At 39.8% G+C, this 19631-nt stretch carries 19 protein-coding genes and 1 riboswitch; of the genes, 3 read left to right on the top strand and 16 right to left on the bottom strand.

Features of this window, described 5'->3' with window-relative positions; genetic code table 11:
* Positions 1 to 60: 60 nt before the first annotated feature.
* The 4 genes from GQ671_RS02190 to GQ671_RS02175 form a co-directional block, all read right to left on the bottom strand.
* Entirely contained in the window at positions 61 to 393 is a 333-nt protein-coding gene (locus GQ671_RS02190) for an ArsR/SmtB family transcription factor (RefSeq protein ID WP_160652022.1), read from the bottom strand.
* 101 nt (positions 394 to 494) lie between these two features.
* Positions 495 to 1718, bottom strand: a complete 1224-nt coding sequence (locus GQ671_RS02185) for an MFS transporter (RefSeq protein WP_160652019.1) — start codon at positions 1716 to 1718, stop codon at positions 495 to 497.
* A 390-nt stretch (positions 1719 to 2108) separates the two neighbouring features.
* Positions 2109 to 2354, bottom strand: a complete 246-nt coding sequence (locus tag GQ671_RS02180; protein WP_160652016.1) for a hypothetical protein — start codon at positions 2352 to 2354, stop codon at positions 2109 to 2111.
* 195 nt (positions 2355 to 2549) lie between these two features.
* Positions 2550 to 3080, bottom strand: coding sequence for an isochorismatase family protein (locus tag GQ671_RS02175; protein WP_160653486.1), 531 nt, complete (start codon positions 3078 to 3080; stop codon positions 2550 to 2552).
* Positions 3081 to 3436: 356 nt separating this feature from the next.
* On the opposite strand from GQ671_RS02175, the gene GQ671_RS02170 reads away from it, so the two are divergent.
* Positions 3437 to 4075 carry a class I SAM-dependent methyltransferase gene (locus GQ671_RS02170; protein ID WP_160652013.1) on the top strand — a complete coding sequence of 213 codons (639 nt, stop codon included), beginning with the start codon at positions 3437 to 3439 and terminating at the stop codon, positions 4073 to 4075.
* Positions 4076 to 4208: 133 nt separating this feature from the next.
* The gene (locus GQ671_RS13105; RefSeq protein ID WP_160652009.1) at positions 4209 to 4646 is read left to right on the top strand and encodes a PH domain-containing protein; all 438 of its coding nucleotides are present in this window, start codon (positions 4209 to 4211) and stop codon (positions 4644 to 4646) included.
* Between the two features lie 205 nt (positions 4647 to 4851).
* Here the strand turns inward: GQ671_RS13105 and GQ671_RS02160 are convergent, their stop codons facing one another.
* From GQ671_RS02160 to tenA, 9 genes are all read right to left on the bottom strand, one after another.
* Positions 4852 to 5964: an AraC family transcriptional regulator gene (locus tag GQ671_RS02160; protein WP_160652005.1), complete on the bottom strand. Its 1113-nt coding sequence runs from the start codon at positions 5962 to 5964 to the stop codon at positions 4852 to 4854.
* Positions 5965 to 6556: 592 nt separating this feature from the next.
* Entirely contained in the window at positions 6557 to 8038 is a 1482-nt protein-coding gene (locus GQ671_RS02155) for a sulfatase (RefSeq protein ID WP_160652003.1), read from the bottom strand.
* Positions 8039 to 8126: 88 nt separating this feature from the next.
* The gene (locus tag GQ671_RS02150; RefSeq protein WP_160652001.1) at positions 8127 to 9497 is read right to left on the bottom strand and encodes an MFS transporter; all 1371 of its coding nucleotides are present in this window, start codon (positions 9495 to 9497) and stop codon (positions 8127 to 8129) included.
* 252 nt (positions 9498 to 9749) lie between these two features.
* A complete protein-coding gene (locus GQ671_RS02145; RefSeq protein WP_246153092.1) occupies positions 9750 to 10670 on the bottom strand; it encodes a sulfite exporter TauE/SafE family protein in 921 nt (306 codons plus the stop codon).
* 584 nt (positions 10671 to 11254) lie between these two features.
* Positions 11255 to 11932 (bottom strand): DUF2268 domain-containing putative Zn-dependent protease, encoded by a 678-nt coding sequence (locus GQ671_RS02140; RefSeq protein ID WP_211364875.1) that lies wholly within the window; start codon positions 11930 to 11932, stop codon positions 11255 to 11257.
* A 608-nt stretch (positions 11933 to 12540) separates the two neighbouring features.
* Positions 12541 to 13164, bottom strand: a complete 624-nt coding sequence (gene thiE, locus GQ671_RS02135) for a thiamine phosphate synthase (protein WP_160651993.1) — start codon at positions 13162 to 13164, stop codon at positions 12541 to 12543.
* Complete coding sequence (thiM, locus tag GQ671_RS02130; RefSeq protein ID WP_160651990.1) at positions 13161 to 13946, bottom strand: hydroxyethylthiazole kinase; 786 nt, start codon at positions 13944 to 13946, stop codon at positions 13161 to 13163. Before thiM ends, thiE begins: the two co-directional genes overlap by 4 nt.
* 3 nt (positions 13947 to 13949) lie before the next feature.
* Complete coding sequence (gene thiD, locus GQ671_RS02125; protein ID WP_160651987.1) at positions 13950 to 14744, bottom strand: bifunctional hydroxymethylpyrimidine kinase/phosphomethylpyrimidine kinase; 795 nt, start codon at positions 14742 to 14744, stop codon at positions 13950 to 13952.
* A complete protein-coding gene (gene tenA / locus GQ671_RS02120) occupies positions 14737 to 15420 on the bottom strand; it encodes a thiaminase II (protein WP_160651985.1) in 684 nt (227 codons plus the stop codon). The genes thiD and tenA overlap by 8 nt, the downstream gene beginning before the upstream one ends.
* A 72-nt stretch (positions 15421 to 15492) precedes the next feature.
* A riboswitch (TPP riboswitch) is annotated at positions 15493 to 15592 on the bottom strand.
* A 202-nt stretch (positions 15593 to 15794) separates the two neighbouring features.
* Between tenA and GQ671_RS02115 the strand changes: the two genes are divergently transcribed.
* Positions 15795 to 15986 carry a hypothetical protein gene (locus tag GQ671_RS02115; protein ID WP_160651983.1) on the top strand — a complete coding sequence of 64 codons (192 nt, stop codon included), beginning with the start codon at positions 15795 to 15797 and terminating at the stop codon, positions 15984 to 15986.
* A gap of 59 nt (positions 15987 to 16045) precedes the next feature.
* Here the strand turns inward: GQ671_RS02115 and GQ671_RS02110 are convergent, their stop codons facing one another.
* From GQ671_RS02110 to GQ671_RS02100, 3 genes are read right to left on the bottom strand one after another with little or no spacing between them, the layout of a single operon-like run.
* The gene (locus GQ671_RS02110) at positions 16046 to 17932 is read right to left on the bottom strand and encodes a PTS fructose transporter subunit IIABC (RefSeq protein WP_160651979.1); all 1887 of its coding nucleotides are present in this window, start codon (positions 17930 to 17932) and stop codon (positions 16046 to 16048) included.
* On the bottom strand, positions 17932 to 18846 hold the full coding sequence (pfkB, locus tag GQ671_RS02105; protein ID WP_160651978.1) for a 1-phosphofructokinase: 915 nt from the start codon (positions 18844 to 18846) through the stop codon (positions 17932 to 17934). Before pfkB ends, GQ671_RS02110 begins: the two co-directional genes overlap by 1 nt.
* Positions 18843 to 19595 (bottom strand): DeoR/GlpR family DNA-binding transcription regulator, encoded by a 753-nt coding sequence (locus GQ671_RS02100; RefSeq protein WP_160651975.1) that lies wholly within the window; start codon positions 19593 to 19595, stop codon positions 18843 to 18845. Before GQ671_RS02100 ends, pfkB begins: the two co-directional genes overlap by 4 nt.
* Positions 19596 to 19631 lie beyond the last annotated feature (36 nt).

The raw sequence follows: 19631 nt of genomic DNA, 5'->3' as shown, positions 1-19631 counted from the left end.
AGCATGTCTCACTGTGACTTTCCACTTTATCTTTTGACCGACTGCAACATGTTTGAGCCATTATACACCACACCCATCTATATGATTTTCACAGGATGCTACATTTTCCCCAACATCATCAAGTACGGTATCAAACATGGAAAGAAGATCCCGCATGTTCTGATTCCGTAATGCGTAATATATGTACTTCCCCTGCTGTCTGCCGATAATGATGCCACACTCCTTCAGACATGCAAGATGCTGGGAGATGCTCGACTGGCTTGCTCCAATATCAGCCACAATTTCAGAGACCGTCTTTTCATCCATTTTTATTGACTCAAGTATTTGAAGACGGGTCTTATTCGAAAACCCGTGTATAAGCTTCACTTTAGTATCTAGATCCACCGTTATCATCTTTCGTCCCCCCTCATATTAGTTTCTATTAATATATCATATACATATTAGCAACTTCTAATGTGAGTGTCAAAAGAATTCAGTACCAACTAAATTTTTTATCAGCTGACCTCTTGCTGGTATTTATCTCGGATTGATCTTTTCATTGCGAACAGATTGACCACGAGTCCTAAAAGTAAAAATAAGAAAGATCCCAGTATATAAATGATACGAATACCAAATTGTTCTGCCAATACCCCGATGGTGAGTGTGAATATAATAATCAAAAAAGCTTCCAATATACCAAATACACTTGAGAATCTACCCATGATGTTAGTAGGCACGCTATTTTGATAGAAAGTATAAAATCCTGTATTTGCAAAGGATAATGCAAAAGTCAGTGTGAAAAATCCGATTGATGCCCATATGAAGTTCTCTGAGTAACCGAATATCAGATAACCTGCTGGTGTAAAAATGGCGCCTAGACCAATCATCAGATTAATTTTCAACCGGTCGGCAAATAGAGTATTTATTAAAGATCCGACTATGATACCAAGTCCTGCGATACTGACAAGAAAACCATAGTCACTTTCAGATAACAGGAGTACTTGAGTCGCAAATGCTGCTTCCAAAGAATCCAGTGCAGTCATGAAGACCGTGATTCCGCTAAAAAAACAGTATATTAACGCTATGTTCATATTCATTTTGCTGAAACTTAGAACAGTTTTCCAATCTTTAATTACCACTTTCAAATTCACTTTTTCAGCAAAAACAGCTTCATCCTGGAGTTTTATACTCGGGAGCAACCTAATAACAAATGCTGATATCAACAAGGCAAGACCATTGGCCAGGATGGCCATTTCCGGTGAGCCAATGAAGAGCAGGACGCCTGCAATCGACGGTCCAAGTATGAAACCGCTCGAATTAATAAAATTTCTCAAAGCATTGAATCTCTGTCTATCCTTCTTCGGTATCAACTCGGTCATGTAAACCATCGCAGTTGGTTCAAATATCGAACTGCCAATATTAATGATGAAAACCAGTATATAGATGAAAATGATCGAGTCCATGAAGGGAAGCATACATACGAGGGAAGCTCTGAGCAGATCAATGTAGATCATCAAGTTTCTTTTGTTCAACCTGTCAATAAAACTCCCCGCCCAGAAATTCGTGATCACAGTGGCAATCGGCATCATAATGTAAAGGAATGACACTGCAAACACTGATCCAGTCATGTCTAAAACAATCAGGTTTAGTGCAATCAGATAGATCCAGGCACCGAGATTAGATACACCGATACCAAATAGCAACAGTAACGGATATTTCCATTTATTACTTACCAGCATTTAAAACCCTCCTGAATTCAAATTAGTAACAACAAAAAAGCCCCACCCCCAAGCAACTACGCTTGAGGGCGGGACTTCCAGAATTCAGAAGATCGCGGTGCCACCTCATTTTGTCCATACGTCACCATATGAACCTCTCAAGTACGTCTGTAAGTCAGATTATACTCTATCTCTATATCGGGAGAACCCGGTACACCATCAATCGTTCAACGACATCCGACACACAGCTCCAGGACTTGTTTCCAAATGCCTCTGCATCCTCCCTCTCAGCTAACGGAGTTTTCTGTTATGCATGGACATTTGTACTTTTCCCTTCGTCACTTTTAGTATTAGAATTATATTACTATAATTCACTTGGAAGTGAAAGACTAATTTTTAATTATTAGATAATTATAAGAAAACGAACATTGAACCAATGACAAACAGTGGTATCAGATTGATCCCTATTGCGATAAAGCTCAGTGTTCTCCGATCGGTGCCATTCTCATCAAAAATCAGTGAGATGATGGAGAGTATCATGAGTAGTGAAGTCGTTCCCAACGCTATGAAGAACATACCTTCTGTATTGTCTAACGTACCTGCTAAAAAGTAGTAGATCAGATTTAAAATTGAGAGTATGATCAGAGCTTTTTTCATAAAATCCCACCTATTAAATGTATTAATTTCTCTATTTTACTGCCGGTAGGATATGTAAGGAATGATACAAATCTTAAATATTGATAAGATAATCCTTTAACCCCATTGAGTGCCCAACGCCAGATGACAATCTGAATAACCATTTAATTGGCTACTATTACCTTAAAATTGATTTAGAGTAGTTTGTTCCCTTGATCAGCTTTTTATCCCTTCCTGATACTCTTCCATATCAAGCACTTCTACTGTATTGGACCAATGGAGGACGGTGCCTACAAAATCCCTAATGTCCAATCCTTTCATCTCGTAAACATCATCATCATTTACAGTACCTGTCGCATCTTCTATAAACGTCACTTTATAACCTCTATCAAAAGCAGCAATTGCGGTAAATTGGCAGCAGAATTCGGTGTTGAACCCTGTTATATACAGGTGGTCTACATTCTGATCTTCCAGGTAATTGCTAAGATCTGTTTTATAGAATGCGCTTGGTGTTTTCTTTTCGATGACAACATCAGCGTACCCTTTCAAAGAAGGATGCAATTCAGAACTGGCGGACTTTTTATAGAAAGGACTTGTCTCCTGATCATCTATATTACGGATGAATATAACCGGTGCGCCATCTTTCTTGAAATCTTTAATGATACTCTCTATATTGTCCAGTTCCTGCTGAAAATCTTTCAAATCCACAATTGCATTTTGTAAGTCAATCACAAGTAGCGCTTTCATAACTTCACCATCCATCATGTATTGTTATTTAGTTGACCAGAACGCGTTCGCTAAAACAATAGTTATACACTTAGGTACCATATTCTTTACCAGCCTTATATACTTTACATAAATATACAAATTGACTCAATACCAATCGCCTCGATTCCTAAACTTATCTCAATTTTTAAAATTTTGTATGTTATTCTAAAAGTGTATTAAAAAAATCCAGTTAATCAAGCTGTACAGCTATACCTTATTAATACAGCAACTGAACAGCAACTGATATTTTATGTTGTTTAGAATTAGAGGAGGCTATACTATGCCGAAATTACGTTATTCATTCTCTTTTAGATTAAATAAAAAGGAGATTGAAAATGAATAATGACAAGCTGATTAAATTTTATGGAGGCAACTTTCCGGATCTTTTTGAAATAGAACGCCGATGTATGGATAGAGATAATTTTGTACTGAATTATTTAGATCGTCACCTTTCGGATGGCTTAATACTTGATGTGGGTGCTGGAAATGGCTATAGCGTTGAAAAGTTAGTTAAGCCTACTCGACAAATTATAGCGATGGAACCTGATGAAACAATGATTGACTTGAAGAAATCATTGATCTGGTCGAAAGGAGTCGCTCAGGATATCCCATTCCATGACAACAGCTTTGATATGATGTACTCTACATGGGCATTCTTCTTTGATGGCATTGAAGATATCGAAGAAGGCATAAGTGAGATTGAACGCGTTGTTAAGCCTACCGGGAAATTGATTATTATAGATAACTACGGAAATGATGAATTCACCAGTCTGGCAGATGCCTCAATTCATAGTGACCCGGACTTTTGGACTGAGAGAGGGTTTGAATATGAAATCATTCATACCGAGTTCAGGTTTGATAATATTGATGAGGCCAGAAAGCTGTTTACATTCTACTTCGGTGAAAAAGGACGAAATATAAATAAACTGGAGTTCGAGTATAAAGTGGTGGCTTATACCAAGACTGTAAAATAGCTAGTTCTTATTAAACTGACCCGTATGAGAAATTGATTGCTCTCATACGGGTCTTTTAATGATACAGTTAAATCATCAATGATCTGCCATAAAATGAGTAGAATAAACAAAGAAACGGAGGTACTGAACAGTAATGATTTTCCGTTCAAAAATCGATACTTTTTATACTGTTTTTATGTCCATGTTAGTAATCATCATAGGATTGGTCTCATTTCTTCCATTATTTCTGGATGATGCTCCTATCCTAGCGATCATCTTACTCACTTCTATGTTTTTTATAACACTCTCTTTCCTCTTATGGATGAGTTTCTCAATCAAATACATTTTCAATGAAGATCACTTATTTGTAGAATCCGGCCCGTTCAAAATACGAATTCCATATGAAAACATCACAAAGGTAACACCTACTACTGCAGTTCTGTCTGGTCATAGAATACTCTCCTCGAGAGATGCGATTGAGATTTACAATCGCACTACTTTCTGGGGGAGTATAAAGATTTCACCAAAGGATAAGAAGAGTTTTATTGCTGAGCTTGCAAGTCACTGTCCTAATCTCAAAGTGGAATTGTAAAATTAGAAATTCACGTTACCACTCTCCTACACCTTTACAGAATATTTACTTACATATATTATGTATTAATTCTTGTTGTAAGCAATGTTTATCTTAAGTACTTTTCTATGATGCGTATATTTTTAGATTTTAGAATCGATAAGTATTCAGAAGTACTTTAATAATAGATTTCCATAACCATTTCACAATTAAACTCTTTTTTAGGCTACCTAAGATTATTTTTGTATTGATTCGGTGTCATCCCAGTATATTTTTTAAAAGTCTTCGTAAAATAACTCTGGTCATAAAAATTCATTAATGTAGAAATTTTCAATAATGAGTAGTCAGTAAACTGTATAAGTAGTTTAGATTCTTCAATTTTGCTTTTGAGAATATACTCCCTTATAGTCGTCCCTACTTCTTTTCTGAAAATCGAAGAAAGATAATTGGGGTGGACGCCTGAAGCTTCTGAAAGCCTAGTTAAATTAATTTCGTCGTAAAGGTGCTCAAAGATATAGTTTAGACAATGGTTGACCGGTCGTGAGTGATTCAGTTGTTTATTCTTTTTTACTCGTTCTGCAAAATCTCCTAATACATATTCAATAAAATTCTCTACTTCATTGATCGACTGTAGCTGTTCTATATTTTGTATATAAAGATCACTAAGTGTATAAGCAACTTCATGATTGATGCCACCTTCCATAGCAGCTCTTGTTGCCAATGTTACGATTGTAATTCCAAGGTTTTTTAAATTGCGAAGTTGGCTTTCCGTTGCTAGCAATCCCAATTCACCCGATTCACCTTGAGACCGCCAATACGTAATGACTTTCTCTTTTTCACCTTCAATTATGAATTGCAAAGCTTTTTTTTCGTCTAATAGGTCATGATGCATCCGTACTTCCTGTCGCCTTTTAGAGATACTGATGTTTGGATTTTCTATTTCAACAAACTTCAAGTCTACAGGACTATTTTTTTCAATAACAGCTCCTGGGTCGAGTTTTTTGTTATAAATTGTAAAATACAGTTGCAAACCTATATAGATTACTTCCATGTTACTTTTATAAGATAGTGTTAAGTAATAATTTAAAACTTCGTCTTGTTTGTCTTTAGGCACTTTTAGATCAGTCATTAGCAACTCCAGCATTTCATCCGTTAATCTGGAGTCAATCATTGGACCAATTATGACTACTCCTTGATATCCATTCATATCGGCAACCGCAACAGATATAAAATTTTCCAGATGACTTGTTACTTTAATAATTGGATAATCTCTACTATCATCTGAGTAGACCAAAAGACTCAGTAGTTCTTCTTTCGATTGCCAAAGAGGATTCTCCATTAGATTATACTCCACAACTATTTTTCCATCTTCATCCAGTAGAATCACAGGAAGGTCATGGGAATGACTTATAATTTCACATATATATATCAGGTGTTCTCGATTAAGTACCAAATTAAAAGCCCCTCATACTACTCAATTGATAATTCGTCATAGATAGTTGATATACTGGTCAGTCTTATAGCTTTTTCTCCCTTTGGGTTACGTTTTCCAAAATTCAAGTTCCCTTCATTAGCACTGTAAGCTGAAAGCATATATTGCATATTTTTTATTGATGCCTTTCCTATTCAAGATAATAAATAATACAAAGTAAAGTTATACACCTGGTTTATTCAGATACTTACTTTAATCGATAGAGAAATATTGAAAAATATTTAATAAGAAACTGCCTTCCCTCTTAATTTAAGGGAAAGCAGCTCAGATGATTCTTATTTTTAAACACACACAACAGATCATTTTCAATCAATTTCTTAGAATGCTTCAACATTTCATATCAAATTAGATCTATTTTAGTCGCATATCTCATAACGAGCCTTTTTGTTTCTACAGCCTTACCAAAACAGGCTACTCTGATCAATAGTTATTAAATATTTCACTCTGGAGTACCATTTAAACCCAGCCGAGTATATTGTTCTGCTGGAGCGTCAAATTTTTGCATGTTTTTAATCAAGCGTTGGTCATAATGTGCAATGAGACCTTGGTCTTCAATTGGTTGCTGCTGATCGTAATCTTCTTCTATATTAAAAAGAAGGGATTTCTGTACATGCATTGCTAATTTAAAAGGTACATCTTTTTCACTGAACGGAATTTTAAAGACCGGATAGTCAATATGATTGAGAAAACGACCAGTCTCAATTTGTTCTGGAGCATTAGTACCATGAAAGGTTCGAAAAGAAGTCGGCATCGCTGTATACACATTACATGGATAATTATCCTCACTAGCTGGAGATTTTAAATAAGTATATCTACCGTCCGTAATATTTACAGTCATTCCGAACACTCCATATATTGCCTCGCTACGGATTTCTTCTTTCTTATCCTCAATCAGTTCCAACAAGCTTTCTCCTTGGACCACAGAAGGCGATTGCAAACCGAAGTAATCCATAATTGTAGGCATTATGTCTATATTTTGCGTGAGCGCAGAAACTCGCTTTTCTCCTTCCGACAGTCCAGGAACATGTATCATCAATGGTAAATGGGAGACCTCATTGAATGCATGCATGAAATTTTTCCCAGCATAATTGTGTTCACCAAGCAGGAAGCCATGATCCGTTGTGAATATGACCATCGTATCTTCCCATAAGTTCTGTCTATCCATTTCGTCCAAAAGTTTTCCTAGCCAATGGTCTATCATTGTCAAAGTACCAGCGTACCTCTTCTTTAAATGATCCATTTCTTCTGGTTGCTCTGTTACTTCTCCATATTTGGGCCAATCAAATCTTGGACCATCATAATAATCATCATACATGTCTAAATAATGGTCAGGACAATCAAAAGGTTCATGAGGATCAAATGCCTCTACCATAAGAAAGTAATCATCTGCACCTTCATTATTTTTCAACCATTCACAAGCCGCGTGCATCGTACGAGGGCCAGGATAGTCTTTTTCCTTCTTGAATTGACTTCTATTCTTTTCGTATTGTTCTTGTACTCGTCCTAGGTATTCTTCAGGCAGGTCAGGCGTGTTGACTCTCGAGACCCAAGGGTCTCCTTCTTGACCTCGATGTAGGTCCCAAGAACTGAATGACTGGCAATAGTTTTCTCCTCCGGTAGAAAAATAATGATAGTGGTCTGTCACAATGTGGGAGAATATACTGTTTTTCTTCAATTCTTGTGGCAAAGTTATATCAAAAGGTTCTATTCCGCCCCACCCTCGCTGCAAAAAGTCCAATCTACCCGTCATCAAATCTCTTCTTGCAGGCATGCATGGAAGTGAACCTGCCCAGTGATTATCAAAAATAACCGATTTTTCAGCTAGTTTTGAAATATTCGGTGTTTTTAGTTTTGTTTCTTGATTATACATACTCAAGTTTTGACGAGTAAGCGTATCAAGTAATATGACGATTGATTTCATGATTTCGATGCCTCGCTCTATTTAAAATTTTGCAAAGAAAATTTACTTAGTTGAAAGATCAAATGATTAATTTAAAAGTATAATGTTTTTATAAAGGATTTGCTTCTGTAAGTCCGCTATCCTTATTTTTTCTATCTGCCAGATCCTTGATAATTTGTGGATGGATCTTATCCAGCTTATAGAAATTCAATAGAAGCAAGACGAGTGCCATGGCTACAACGGGGAACCATATAAAACTAATTTCTATCGCCAGCATAGCAGAACTTGATTGTACTGCGGCACTCGGGTCGTAACTGCCAAGTGCTAGCAACCATGCGCCAGCAGCGCCACCTATACCCATTCCGAATTTACTGGCAAAAGTTGACCCGGAGTACAATAAACCAGTCGCACGTATGCCAGATTTCCACTCGCCATAGTCAATTGTGTCAGCAACAAGTGAAAATAGTAGACTAGGCACGAGTCCCATACCCAAACCGCTTATACCTGTTCCAATCAACAACAATGGAATGGACATTATTGTTGAGCTTAAGTACACAAGAAGTGAACCAAAGATAGCGATAATTATCCCCAACTGCATTGTTTTTTTACCTCCAATTCGTTTGGTAATAATAGGTATGAACAGGAGAGAAATAATAGTTAAAAAGTTTAAGGCCATGATAACCGGCACAAGGTCTTCTCTGTTGAAAGCGTATTTAACATAATACACTGTTGCTTGATTTCGAATAATGTATATAAAGAAAAATGATACTTTAGCAATGAATATAATTAGCCATGGCAGATTAAAAGCTTTAAATCCTTCACGTACTGTAACATTTTCTTTACTGTCATAGTAATTTCTTTCCCTGGTATTTTTAAAAGCAATAAAGAATAATATACATCCTATTACACCGAATGCAGCCATAGTAAGCATAAATCCTCTTTCATCATTACCACCGCCCAAGTAGGCTACGAGAGGCAATGTGAAAACCGAAACTATAAACCCACCACCCTGAGCAAATATCATTCGTATAGATGTAACTTCATGCCGCTCTGCAGGGTTATTTGACATGCTAGGAAGCATAGCAGAAACTGGTAGATTGATAAATGTGTAGACTAATGTCAGTAGAATATATGTAACATATGCAAAAACTATCTTACCTGATTCACCCAAGTCTGGACTTGAAAAAGCAAGAACCCCTACAAAAGCAAAAGGAACAGCAAGCCATAAGAAATAAGGTCTGCACTTCCCCCATCTCGTTTTTGTTTTATCAATTGTGTATCCAGCTAATAGATCTGTAAACCCATCTAAGAACCTTACAAGTAGGAATAAAGTTCCCACAATCCCTGCACTAATCCCAAAAACATCCGTGTAAAAATAAAGCAAGTAGGTAGAAACCATGACAAAAATCAAATTGGAAGCAAATGCTGCCGAACCGTAGCTTAATCTTTCTTTTAAAGAAACCTGGTCTATTTTAAACATATAAATAGAACCTCCCCTTAATCTGTATTTTTCTTCAAGGATGTCCAGACATTATTAATCCTTATGATGAAGATCAGTTTTTTAATTGCAGTCTCTTCTAAATAGATACTTTGCTCTTTGAGAAAGCGCTTACCAAAACTAATAAATATATTATAGTTCTCAATCTGCTAATTTTTTTGCTTTAAATTAATGTTTTTAGTATTTTATTAATATTAAGTTATTGTTTTCAGTTATTTTGAATAATCTAAAAAATCAACCTGCATTTACAACTTTATTCTCTTTCTGTCTAAATACTCTAAAGATAAATAGACCTAATACTATTGCGATATACAATAATAGAACAACCAATCCGGCTAGACTTAGGTTGAGTAATTTAAATAATACACTTATAAAAGTTACTACATAAAGTCCACCCAATAAATGTTGTATCTGATCATTGGAATAGACTTTTGTCAGTCTTGGACCAATTTGTGTCCCAATCAATGCCCCAAGTATTAGATAGAATGCAAGTATATAATCTATTGGCGTACTTGCAGCATAAGAGATGAAGCCAATAGCAACGATGAAAGTAATACTTACTAAAGATGTGCCCACTGCCAATTTAGGTGGAATTTTGGCCAATGTAATCAGTAATGGGACCATGATGAAACCTCCACCTACTCCTAAGGTTGATGATGCAACACCACCTATTATACCTAACATCAAAAATATCCATCTTGACGTGTTATTATTTAAATCATCTTGATTTTTGTTTTTACTAGCGAACATCGAAATACTAAAGTATGCGAGTAGAACTAAGTAGATAATAGGTATCGCAAGTTCATCTATTCCTCTATTTTGAAGCCATAATACAATTGGGCGCGCGATTTGAGTACCAGCTATTCCACCTATCGATAAAAATAAAACTGCTTTCCAGTATATATTTTTAAATTGAAAATGAACCCAAGCTCCAGATAAAGAAGTACTTATGGTATAAAGTAAGCTGATTGTGATAGCTACAACTGGAGAAAAACCCATTAGCATTAAAACAGGAGTAAGTATGAATCCTCCACCAATTCCAAAAAATCCTGACATAATGCCGATTACAATTCCTAAAGGTATTGCCCATAAAATCATATTATTGCTCCTCTGTTTTTTAAAAATATTTCTATTTTTAAAATCAAATTTTAACAATATGATTATATATACTAACGTTACTTTTTTTTTGGTTTTATTTAATGGTCATGGTAATTTTTTAACATATTATTTAAAACAATACTGCCATTTTTAAAGAATAATAATATGTATTAAATAAAATGTCTTAAGACATAATCAAAGTTCTATAATGACTCTCTATAGAAAAACCCACCTCTTATAGAAGTGAGTCATTCATAGTAACAATGCAAGTACAATAAATACTAGCGATCATGCAGCCATCAGAATTTTCAAAAGTAATCCCCTCAATGATAGCAATTTTATAAATTATTTCCAGTTGGATAAAGAGACTCACATATTCTCTGAACAAATGTACAAGTTTGTACTTGAGTAATCTACTCTTATAGACAGTTCAGCATAATTTCTATTAAAAGATAAAAACAACAATTATAAATTATTACATCTTTATTTTATCTTCTCGCAAAGTAGTACATTATGGATCGGGTCTCCATGTATGTCAGTTCAGGGAGAGACGAGCCTTCATCAATCAAATCCTTTATGATAATCATACCGTAAAAATAACCGGCCCTATCAAACTCTCCACCATTTTTCATAAAGTATTTCTACATAAGTCGAGGTGAAAGTTCTTTATCAAAATCAATGATAATACTCTTTTCGATCTCCTTGAAGTTGCTTTTTAAGTTTTCATATTCATCTGATTCCATGAAGAGTGATTTTGCAATTGCTTTCTCAGATAGCGTTTCAGTTTTCATTGCAAGAGGTGCTAGCGTTGCAAGTCCTTCTGCAACTACCAGTTGTCCCACCGTCAATGTAGTACCAGTCATAAATTCACTATTAGCGTGGAATCTAACCATATGATTGAATTCATATTGAATCAGCAATTCTATATCTCTGTCTTTAAGGCGTTCCAACCCGAGGTAGAGAAAAGGGAGCCTGGATGGTAGCGCAGTGCCGTCTATATGACCAAATCCGACGAGAATATACACATCGAAACTTCTATCAAACGGATAGTATCGAATACATTTAATGAGAATATCCTCTAATCTTACTAGGTCACTATTACCGATTCCTGCCTCTGCTTTTTCTGCCAGGCTATCGAAATCAATATTCTCCACAATTTCCAGTATTGCTTCAATTGGCATCATATACAATCTATCCAGTATGGTATCGAACACTTCTTTATACATTGAATAGTATCCCAACCATACTTCTTTCTTCGATTCACTTTCCATTTCTTTAATGGTGGCTAAATAGGACTTATATCCATATTTAATATTCAACGTATCACCCTACAGTTCATTTATTATTTTTGAAAATTGTGTCTATTATAAAATCAGTATATAATTGAAATAAATGTAATTCAATATTTTATAGACTGGAAGGATGGTTGTTATTGAAAAATTTTGCGATTAAAGCTATATTCATCAATATTATGTTAGGCTACATGCTCGCAGTTAATATCGGCTTTTTAACTTACTCCCTTTCGCTTGATGGCTTTATTGCTATAGTGGTTTTCTTTGTGCTCTTGGGATTGTTTGTATTTTGCGTCAACTACATAAATGGACTACTGGACTCAGAGACATCCAATATCAATCCGAATTTCTATAAGATTATTTTTATGGTCTCTTCAGTTATCTTTATGCTCGTATTGGTCTGGTGAAGCAGTGAATCTGATACAGTCTTTTAAAATAAACAAGGAAAGCATGATATATAAAAAGCCCTGCGCATGAGAAATCATTTCTCGTGCACCGGGCTATCTTTATTCAGCAGTAAATACATTTTGGATACTGGTCAATACCGATTAATGATCTGTCTCTTTCAATAATCCGAGGACGCGTTTCAGTAAAAGCAGCTTCAAGTCCCAGTAAATACGCCATTCCCTCTATCTTCACCCTAAGAAACCCTTCACTGCCCGGCCTACATTCTCCGCTTGTGCAATTGCAGATATAAAGGACACGCCATCTGCACCATTTTCGAGACACGACCTGAAGTTTTCAGAGTTGATGCCGCCGATTGCCACCATAGGCAGCTCTCCAATCTGCTGTCTCATTGCTTCAAGACCTTCGACGCCGATAGTACTGCCTGCGTCGTCTTTGGAATGTGTGGGAAACACCGGACCTGTACCGATATAGTCGACATTCGATAGATCACTCTGTTCAAGTTCAGTATGATCCCTGACAGACAGTCCGATGATCTTATCATCGAAATATGAAGATAACGATGTGACTTTCTGGTCATCCTGACCCAGGTGAATGCCATCTGCACCTACTCTCTCTGCAAGTGGCACATCATCATTCACAATGAAAGGAACACTGTGTTTTTGGCAGAGGTGTTTGATTTCTGCTGCAAAATCAGTGAGTGCTTCACCTTCCAGTGCACCTGGCCCCTTCTCCCTCAATTGGAACATGGTCACCCCATGCGCGAGTGCTTCTTCAATGACCAGTAGCGCATCCCTTTGCACATTATTACTGCCACAGATGAAGTATAGCCTTAAATCTTCCGGATTCATCATAACCCTTTGACATTCCTGTCTTGAAGCAGATCATCCTCACTGAGATAGAGTTCGTCGATCAGATGGCTGATGAAATTACCCGGTGCTGGACGGTTCATCTGCGCAGCAGCACATTCCGCACATAGATTATAGTAGCTGACCGCATCGACCACTGCTTCGGCACTGAAATCATCTTCAATTCCGATGAAAGCAGCCGTCAATGCACCGAGGAGACATCCTGATCCTGTAATCTTTCCTTGCAGACTGTGACCATTGAACATGGTCATCACACCATCCTCTGTTGCAAGGGCGTCCACCTTGCCGGTAACAAGGGCAGGAATTTTGAACCTATTGTATACCGCTTTGGCAATCTCAGCTGTATCTGTCTGTTCTGTGGAGTCGACGCCTTTAAGACTGCTCTCCGCACCGGATAATGCAAGCATCTCACCACCGTTGCCTTTTATGAGAGAGACCTTGTGACGGCTTAGCAGATCCTCCGTGATGTCGACGCGGAAACTGGAAGCACCATAGCCGACCGGATCGAAGATGATCGGTTTGTCTTTATCATTGGCCGCTTCCATCATTTTATCCATCAGCTCCACCTTGTCCCGGTCCGCCGTACCTATATTGATCACCAGTGCAGAAGCAACATTCATCAGATCGTATGCTTCTGCTTTTTCCCCGCTCATGATGGGCGAAGCACCTGCAGCCAATATGCCGTTGGCAGTAAAGTTTTTGACTACATCATTGGTGATGCAGACGACCAGCGGACTTTCTGTCCTTAGTTTCTCTATGCGTTTCATATTCTAGTCTCCTTTATAGCTGAAATGATTTACGGGACCGTTGCCCCTCCCGATTCCAGGATTATTTTCGATTGCAGAACTGATATATCTCTTCGCCAGCCTGAAGCTCTCTTCGAGTGTCTTTCCTTTGGCAAGTTCTGCTGTGATCGCTGCGGAGAACGTACAGCCTGTTCCATGCGTATTCGACGTCTCGATACGTGGCGTACTCAGTTCCACTGTGGTGTCTCTCGTGAATAGATAATCCACTGCATCTCCTTCAAGATGGCCACCTTTGATAATGACACTCTGAACACCGATTTCTTTCAGGAAAATATCTGCAACCTTTCTGATATCTGTTGAATTCTCAATTTTCCTGCCTGATATCTTTTCTGCTTCATGGATGTTCGGTGTCACACTTAGTGCAGTGGGCAGCAGTTTTTCCCTCAGATAATCAATTGCCGCTTCCTCTATCAGTGCATCTCCGCTCGTCGCGATCATGACCGGATCGATGACGTATGGTATATCATACTTTTCTACAGTGCGTGCAACGACCGCCATCATATCGACCGTTGCGATCATGCCGCTTTTCATTGCATGCGGCAGCTCATCGGTGAAAATGCTGTGCAGCTGCTTTTCGAGAAATTCGACGGGTACATTAAAGGCATCCTGGACACCCATGGTGTTCTGCGCAGTCAGCGAAGTCACAGCAGCCATGCCATACACTCCGCGTGCGTGGAACGTCTTGCTGTCGGCCAGAATGCCCGCGCCGCCTGTCGGATCATTGCCGGCTACAGTCAGTGCAATTGGAAACTCAGTCATTCATATCCGCTCCCTTCCACCGTTCTTTTGTCGCTGCCATATTGAAGAAACGTCTTTCATGCTCTGTACTTTCCAGGTAGTTCTTTCTGAGTATGCCGACTTCTTTTTCGGTCATGTGCGCAGCAGCATCATCCATGATGCCGAACATGACATCTATCGTGTCATTCATATCATTTGCGTAGAACTCAAACCATCTTCTATATGGATGATCCGTGTCGAATGTATGTCGCTCCAGTGCCATCTGTGCCACTCTCCGATAGACATAGGGACACGGTGCCATGGCACTGATTGCGTATGCAATGTCCTCTCTTGTGTAGGCATTGAAATACATGTGTTTTATATAATGATCTGCGGAAGGATACCATTCCCCGTCCTTTATTATGTCCTCATACGATCTGTTTATCGCATGGGCCAGGACTTCATGTGCCTCGCTTTCACCATCCAGAAGAAAAGCCATCTGTCCCATCAGGAATCTCACTGTCTCTTTGGATTCTGTCTTCGACATCAGCAATGCATAGAGTTTCGCGAATTCATCCAGATATAATGAATCTGCACGCAGATAATGTGCAACTGCCGCATCATCAATATCTCCTCTGATTAGCCCCTGTATGAACGCATCACTATAGATCGCCTCGATCATCGGTTCAGTTTCTTTCTTCAATATTTCACTCAGCATGTAATCTCTCCTTTTTCATAACAAAAAACCCACTTCCAGCGTAGGAAGTGGGTTCAGTAGAAAGACATGGAATGTTCAACCAAACCACTTTTCTACGCTGGCATTATCCAGATCAGATCAAAGGGATCAGCCATATGGCTGTCTCAGCAAAATCGCACCCCTAGTGGTACTGCTATTCAATTATTTTGTATATTAGTGAATATGGACGAAAAAGTCAAATGATAACCGAATACATTGACCTTTTATTCTCCACATTTAGAATTCTCCATGGTTATATGCGTATTGCCTGGAGATTTTGTGTAGCATACTGAATATGTTACAGTAAAAATATAGGCGTATCGAAATAGCCATGTTAAATCTATAAGGAGGATACTATGTCTGCCAATAAGAGTGTCATGTACATTCTCATCGGCATCGCTGTAATTGCAGCAGTTACAGGGGTACTCAGCCTAATGAATGACAGCACACCAAGCACGGGACAGATTCTTGCCCTTGTTGCTTTTGGTGCAATCGCTATTGTTGCCGCTCTCGGCTTCATCGTCAGACTATTTACTAGAGGTAGATGATCCTGACGATAACATAAATAATCCCCACATGATATTTTTCATGTGGGGATTATTTTTGCCTAGCCTACTTTTTGTTGTTGTACTGGTTTTTTCAACAGTCCAAGAATCAATGCTGAAACGGCTGTACCGATGAGGAGTGAGAGAAGGAACATGAGCTTGCCTTCACCGATTGTCAAAGCAACGAACAGTCCACCGTGTGGTGCATTGATGGATGTTGCGAATGCCATGGCAAGTGCACCGGCTGTCGCTGAACCGACCACCATGGATGGAATGACCCTGAGTGGGTCGGCTGCTGCGAACGGGATGGCACCTTCTGTGATGAATGATGCCCCCATGATGACGTTTGTCGGACCGGAAGACCTTTCGACTTCTGTAAATTTATTTCTGAAAATCATAGTGGCAACAGCGATCGCAAGTGGGGGTACCATACCACCGATCATTGCTGCTGTAATCGGTTCAGGGTTGTTTGCAGATAGTGCTGCGATACCGAATGCATACGCTGCCTTGTTGATCGGACCACCCATGTCGATGGCCATCATACCACCGACAATGGCACCGAGCAGTATGATGTTGCTGCCGCTCATATTGCTGAGGGCTGTATTCATCCATTCGTTAAGTGCAGTAGCTGGCGGGTCAACAACGTAGTACATGATGACACCTGTCAGGAATACACCGACCAAAGGATAAAGTAGTACGGGTTTCAACCCCTCGAGTGCCTGCGGTAGATTTTCCATCACTCTTTTAATACCTACCATGAGATAGCCAGCAAGGAAACCGGCAATCAGACCGCCGAGGAACCCGGAGCCCATCGTTGAAGCCATGAGTCCACCGATCATACCTGGTGCGAGACCTGGTCTGTCAGCGATGCTCATCGCGATGAAGCCGGCCAGGATTGGAATCATCAACTGGAATGCATTGTTACCGATGAAGTTGATCATTTCAGCAATCGGACTGTACTCCACGCTTTCCGGATCTGCTGAATTGATGCCGAACATGAAGCTGATGGCGATCAATATACCACCGGCCACAACGAATGGCAGCATGTTCGACACACCATTCATCAGGTGCTTGTAGATGGAGGACTTGCCTTTTGATGACTGTTCGCCCTCTTCAAGTTCCTGTTTGGACTTTGATGCCCTGTATGGAGAGCGGTTTGTATCGAGTGCCTGGTTGAGCAGTTCTGCCGGACGCTTGATACCATCTGCTACTGGAGACTCAACAACATTCTTACCATCGAATCTCGCCATCTGTACGTTTGTATCTGCAGCAACAACGACACCTGCGGCACGCGCGATATCTTCATTTGTCAGTGCATTTTTCACACCGGCAGAGCCATTTGTTTCAACTTTGATGTCATAACCGAGTTCCGCTGCTTTTTTCTTCAGCGCATCGGCAGCCATATAAGTATGGGCGATGCCGGTCGGACATGCGGTGACACCAACGATGTACGGACGGTCCGAGGGGGCCGAAACTTCTTCCTCAGTCGCCTCGGATTCATCGAAGGCGTCGATCGTTTCTATGATTTCTTCTTTTGAAGATGCATTCATCAGCTGTTTTCTGGCGTCATCATTCATCAGGATCGTGGAAAGTTTGGCAAGTGCATCGAGGTGCGTTGTCGCCTGCCCCTCAGGTGCTGCAATCATGAAGAATAGATAGGCCGGCTGAGCGTCCATTGAATCATAATCAATGCCTTCCTGGCTTCTGCCGAACATGATGGCCGGCTCGAGTACTTCCGTCGTCTGTGCATGCGGAATTGCGATGCCATCCCCGACACCTGTCGTACTTTGTGACTCCCTTTTATGAATTGCGGCTTCAAAACCGTCTTTCTCTGAAATCTTGCCGGCTCCAAACAGTCCGTCAACAAGCTCTGTAATGACTGCATCCTTACTGGAGGCACGGACATTCATATTGATTGTATCTTTTGTCAAAAGCTCTGTTATTCTCATCATTTCACCTCTTCTATCGATTGAACTTCTATTTTATCGAGCAATGCTTCAATATCTTCTCTGGTTGCAAGATCATCACTGAACGCTGTCGCACTGCCGCATGCTATGGCGTACTTGAGCTGCTCGCTAATACTGCCGTCTTTCCGGCTGATGAATCCCGCAACTGTCGAATCACCTGCACCGACCGAATTCTTCAGCGCTCCTGCCGGTGACGGAATGAAGTACTCATGATCATGGCTGATGAACAGTGCCCCATCCTTGCCCAATGTCAGCAGGATGTTCTTTGCTCCCCTATCAAGAAGGCTGCGTGCAGCATCAACCATCTCACTTGTCGTAAATAGCGATCTGCCGGTGATGCCCTCCAGTTCAAACTGGTTGGGTTTGATCAGATAGGGTGCATACTGCAGTGTCGAAGTAAGCTTTGTTCCTTCGGCATCAATTGTAAATTCAATTTTTCTATCATGCAGGAGTTTTGCAAGTGTCTCGTAGAGATGATCATACCCTGAAGGCACACTGCCGGCGAATACGACATGATCCTCTGATGTCATATTGGACAGCTGCGCTTTTAGCCTGCTGATGTCCGCATCAGTAATTGAAGGACCAGAAGCATTGATTTCCGTCTCTTCACCGGTCTTCAGTTTGACATTGATGCGTGTATCTCCATTGACGGAGATGAAATCGCTCTGTATGCCCTGATTCTCCAGAGTATCCTTGATGAAATCGCCGGTGAATCCACCTGCAAAACCGAGTGCAGTAGAAGGTACATCAAGTGCACTCAATATTCTCGAAACATTGATCCCCTTGCCCCCTGCATACTTTGCTGTATCTGAAGTACGGTTCAGTCCACCAAGTTCAAGTGCTTCCAGTCTGACGACATAGTCGACTGAAGGGTTGAATGTTACTGTGTAGATCATTTATTTCCACCTCCATATATTTCAGTACGTGATCTTATCTTTTCCATGAAGCTGTGTCTGACATCATCTGTAATGATGGATGCATCCTCAATATTTGCGAACTGTATGAATGCCGAGCGGTTGAATTTTGTGCTGTCGACCAGTGCATAGGCGTTTCTTGACTGGCGGATGGCCCGACTTTTGATGTATGCCTCCTCCTCTTCCGGAGTGGAGAGTCCGTGAGCGGTATCAATGGCATTGACGCCAATGAAGCATTTATCAAACGACAGTCTGCTGATCTTATCTATCACTTCAGGACCGACGACAGCTTTTGTGGAAGGTTTGACCCGGCCGCCTAAAACATGTGTCTGATGACCATTTCTGACGAGCTGTTCTATCAACGTAATGCTGTTGGTGATAATGGTCAGATTCTCCTGTGAGATGAAAGGAAGCATTTCATATGTCGTTGTGCCTGCATCTATGAAGATGATGTCACCGTCTTCAATCAGACTGGCGGCAGTTTGAGCGATTTTGATTTTTTTAGAGAGATTCTTTACTGCTTTATCCCTATAATCCTCTTCATGCTCAATATGATTGATCGCTGCACCCCCATGGACCCGCTCAAGCAGCCCTTTCTCTTCAAGGTGTGTCAAGTCTCTGCGGATTGTTGGTGCGCTGCTGGAAGTAATATCAACGAGCTCACTGACTGAAGCCGTTCCATTTTCATTGAGATGATCCATTATTTTTTCGTATCTCTGGTTGGTCAGCATTCCATCACCTTCTTCCTACTTAATATAATATATAAT

The organism is Salinicoccus hispanicus (genome assembly GCF_009831115.1).
Taxonomy (GTDB): Bacteria; Bacillota; Bacilli; order Staphylococcales; family Salinicoccaceae; genus Salinicoccus; species Salinicoccus hispanicus.
This window is presented reverse-complemented; position numbering and strand designations above follow the sequence as displayed.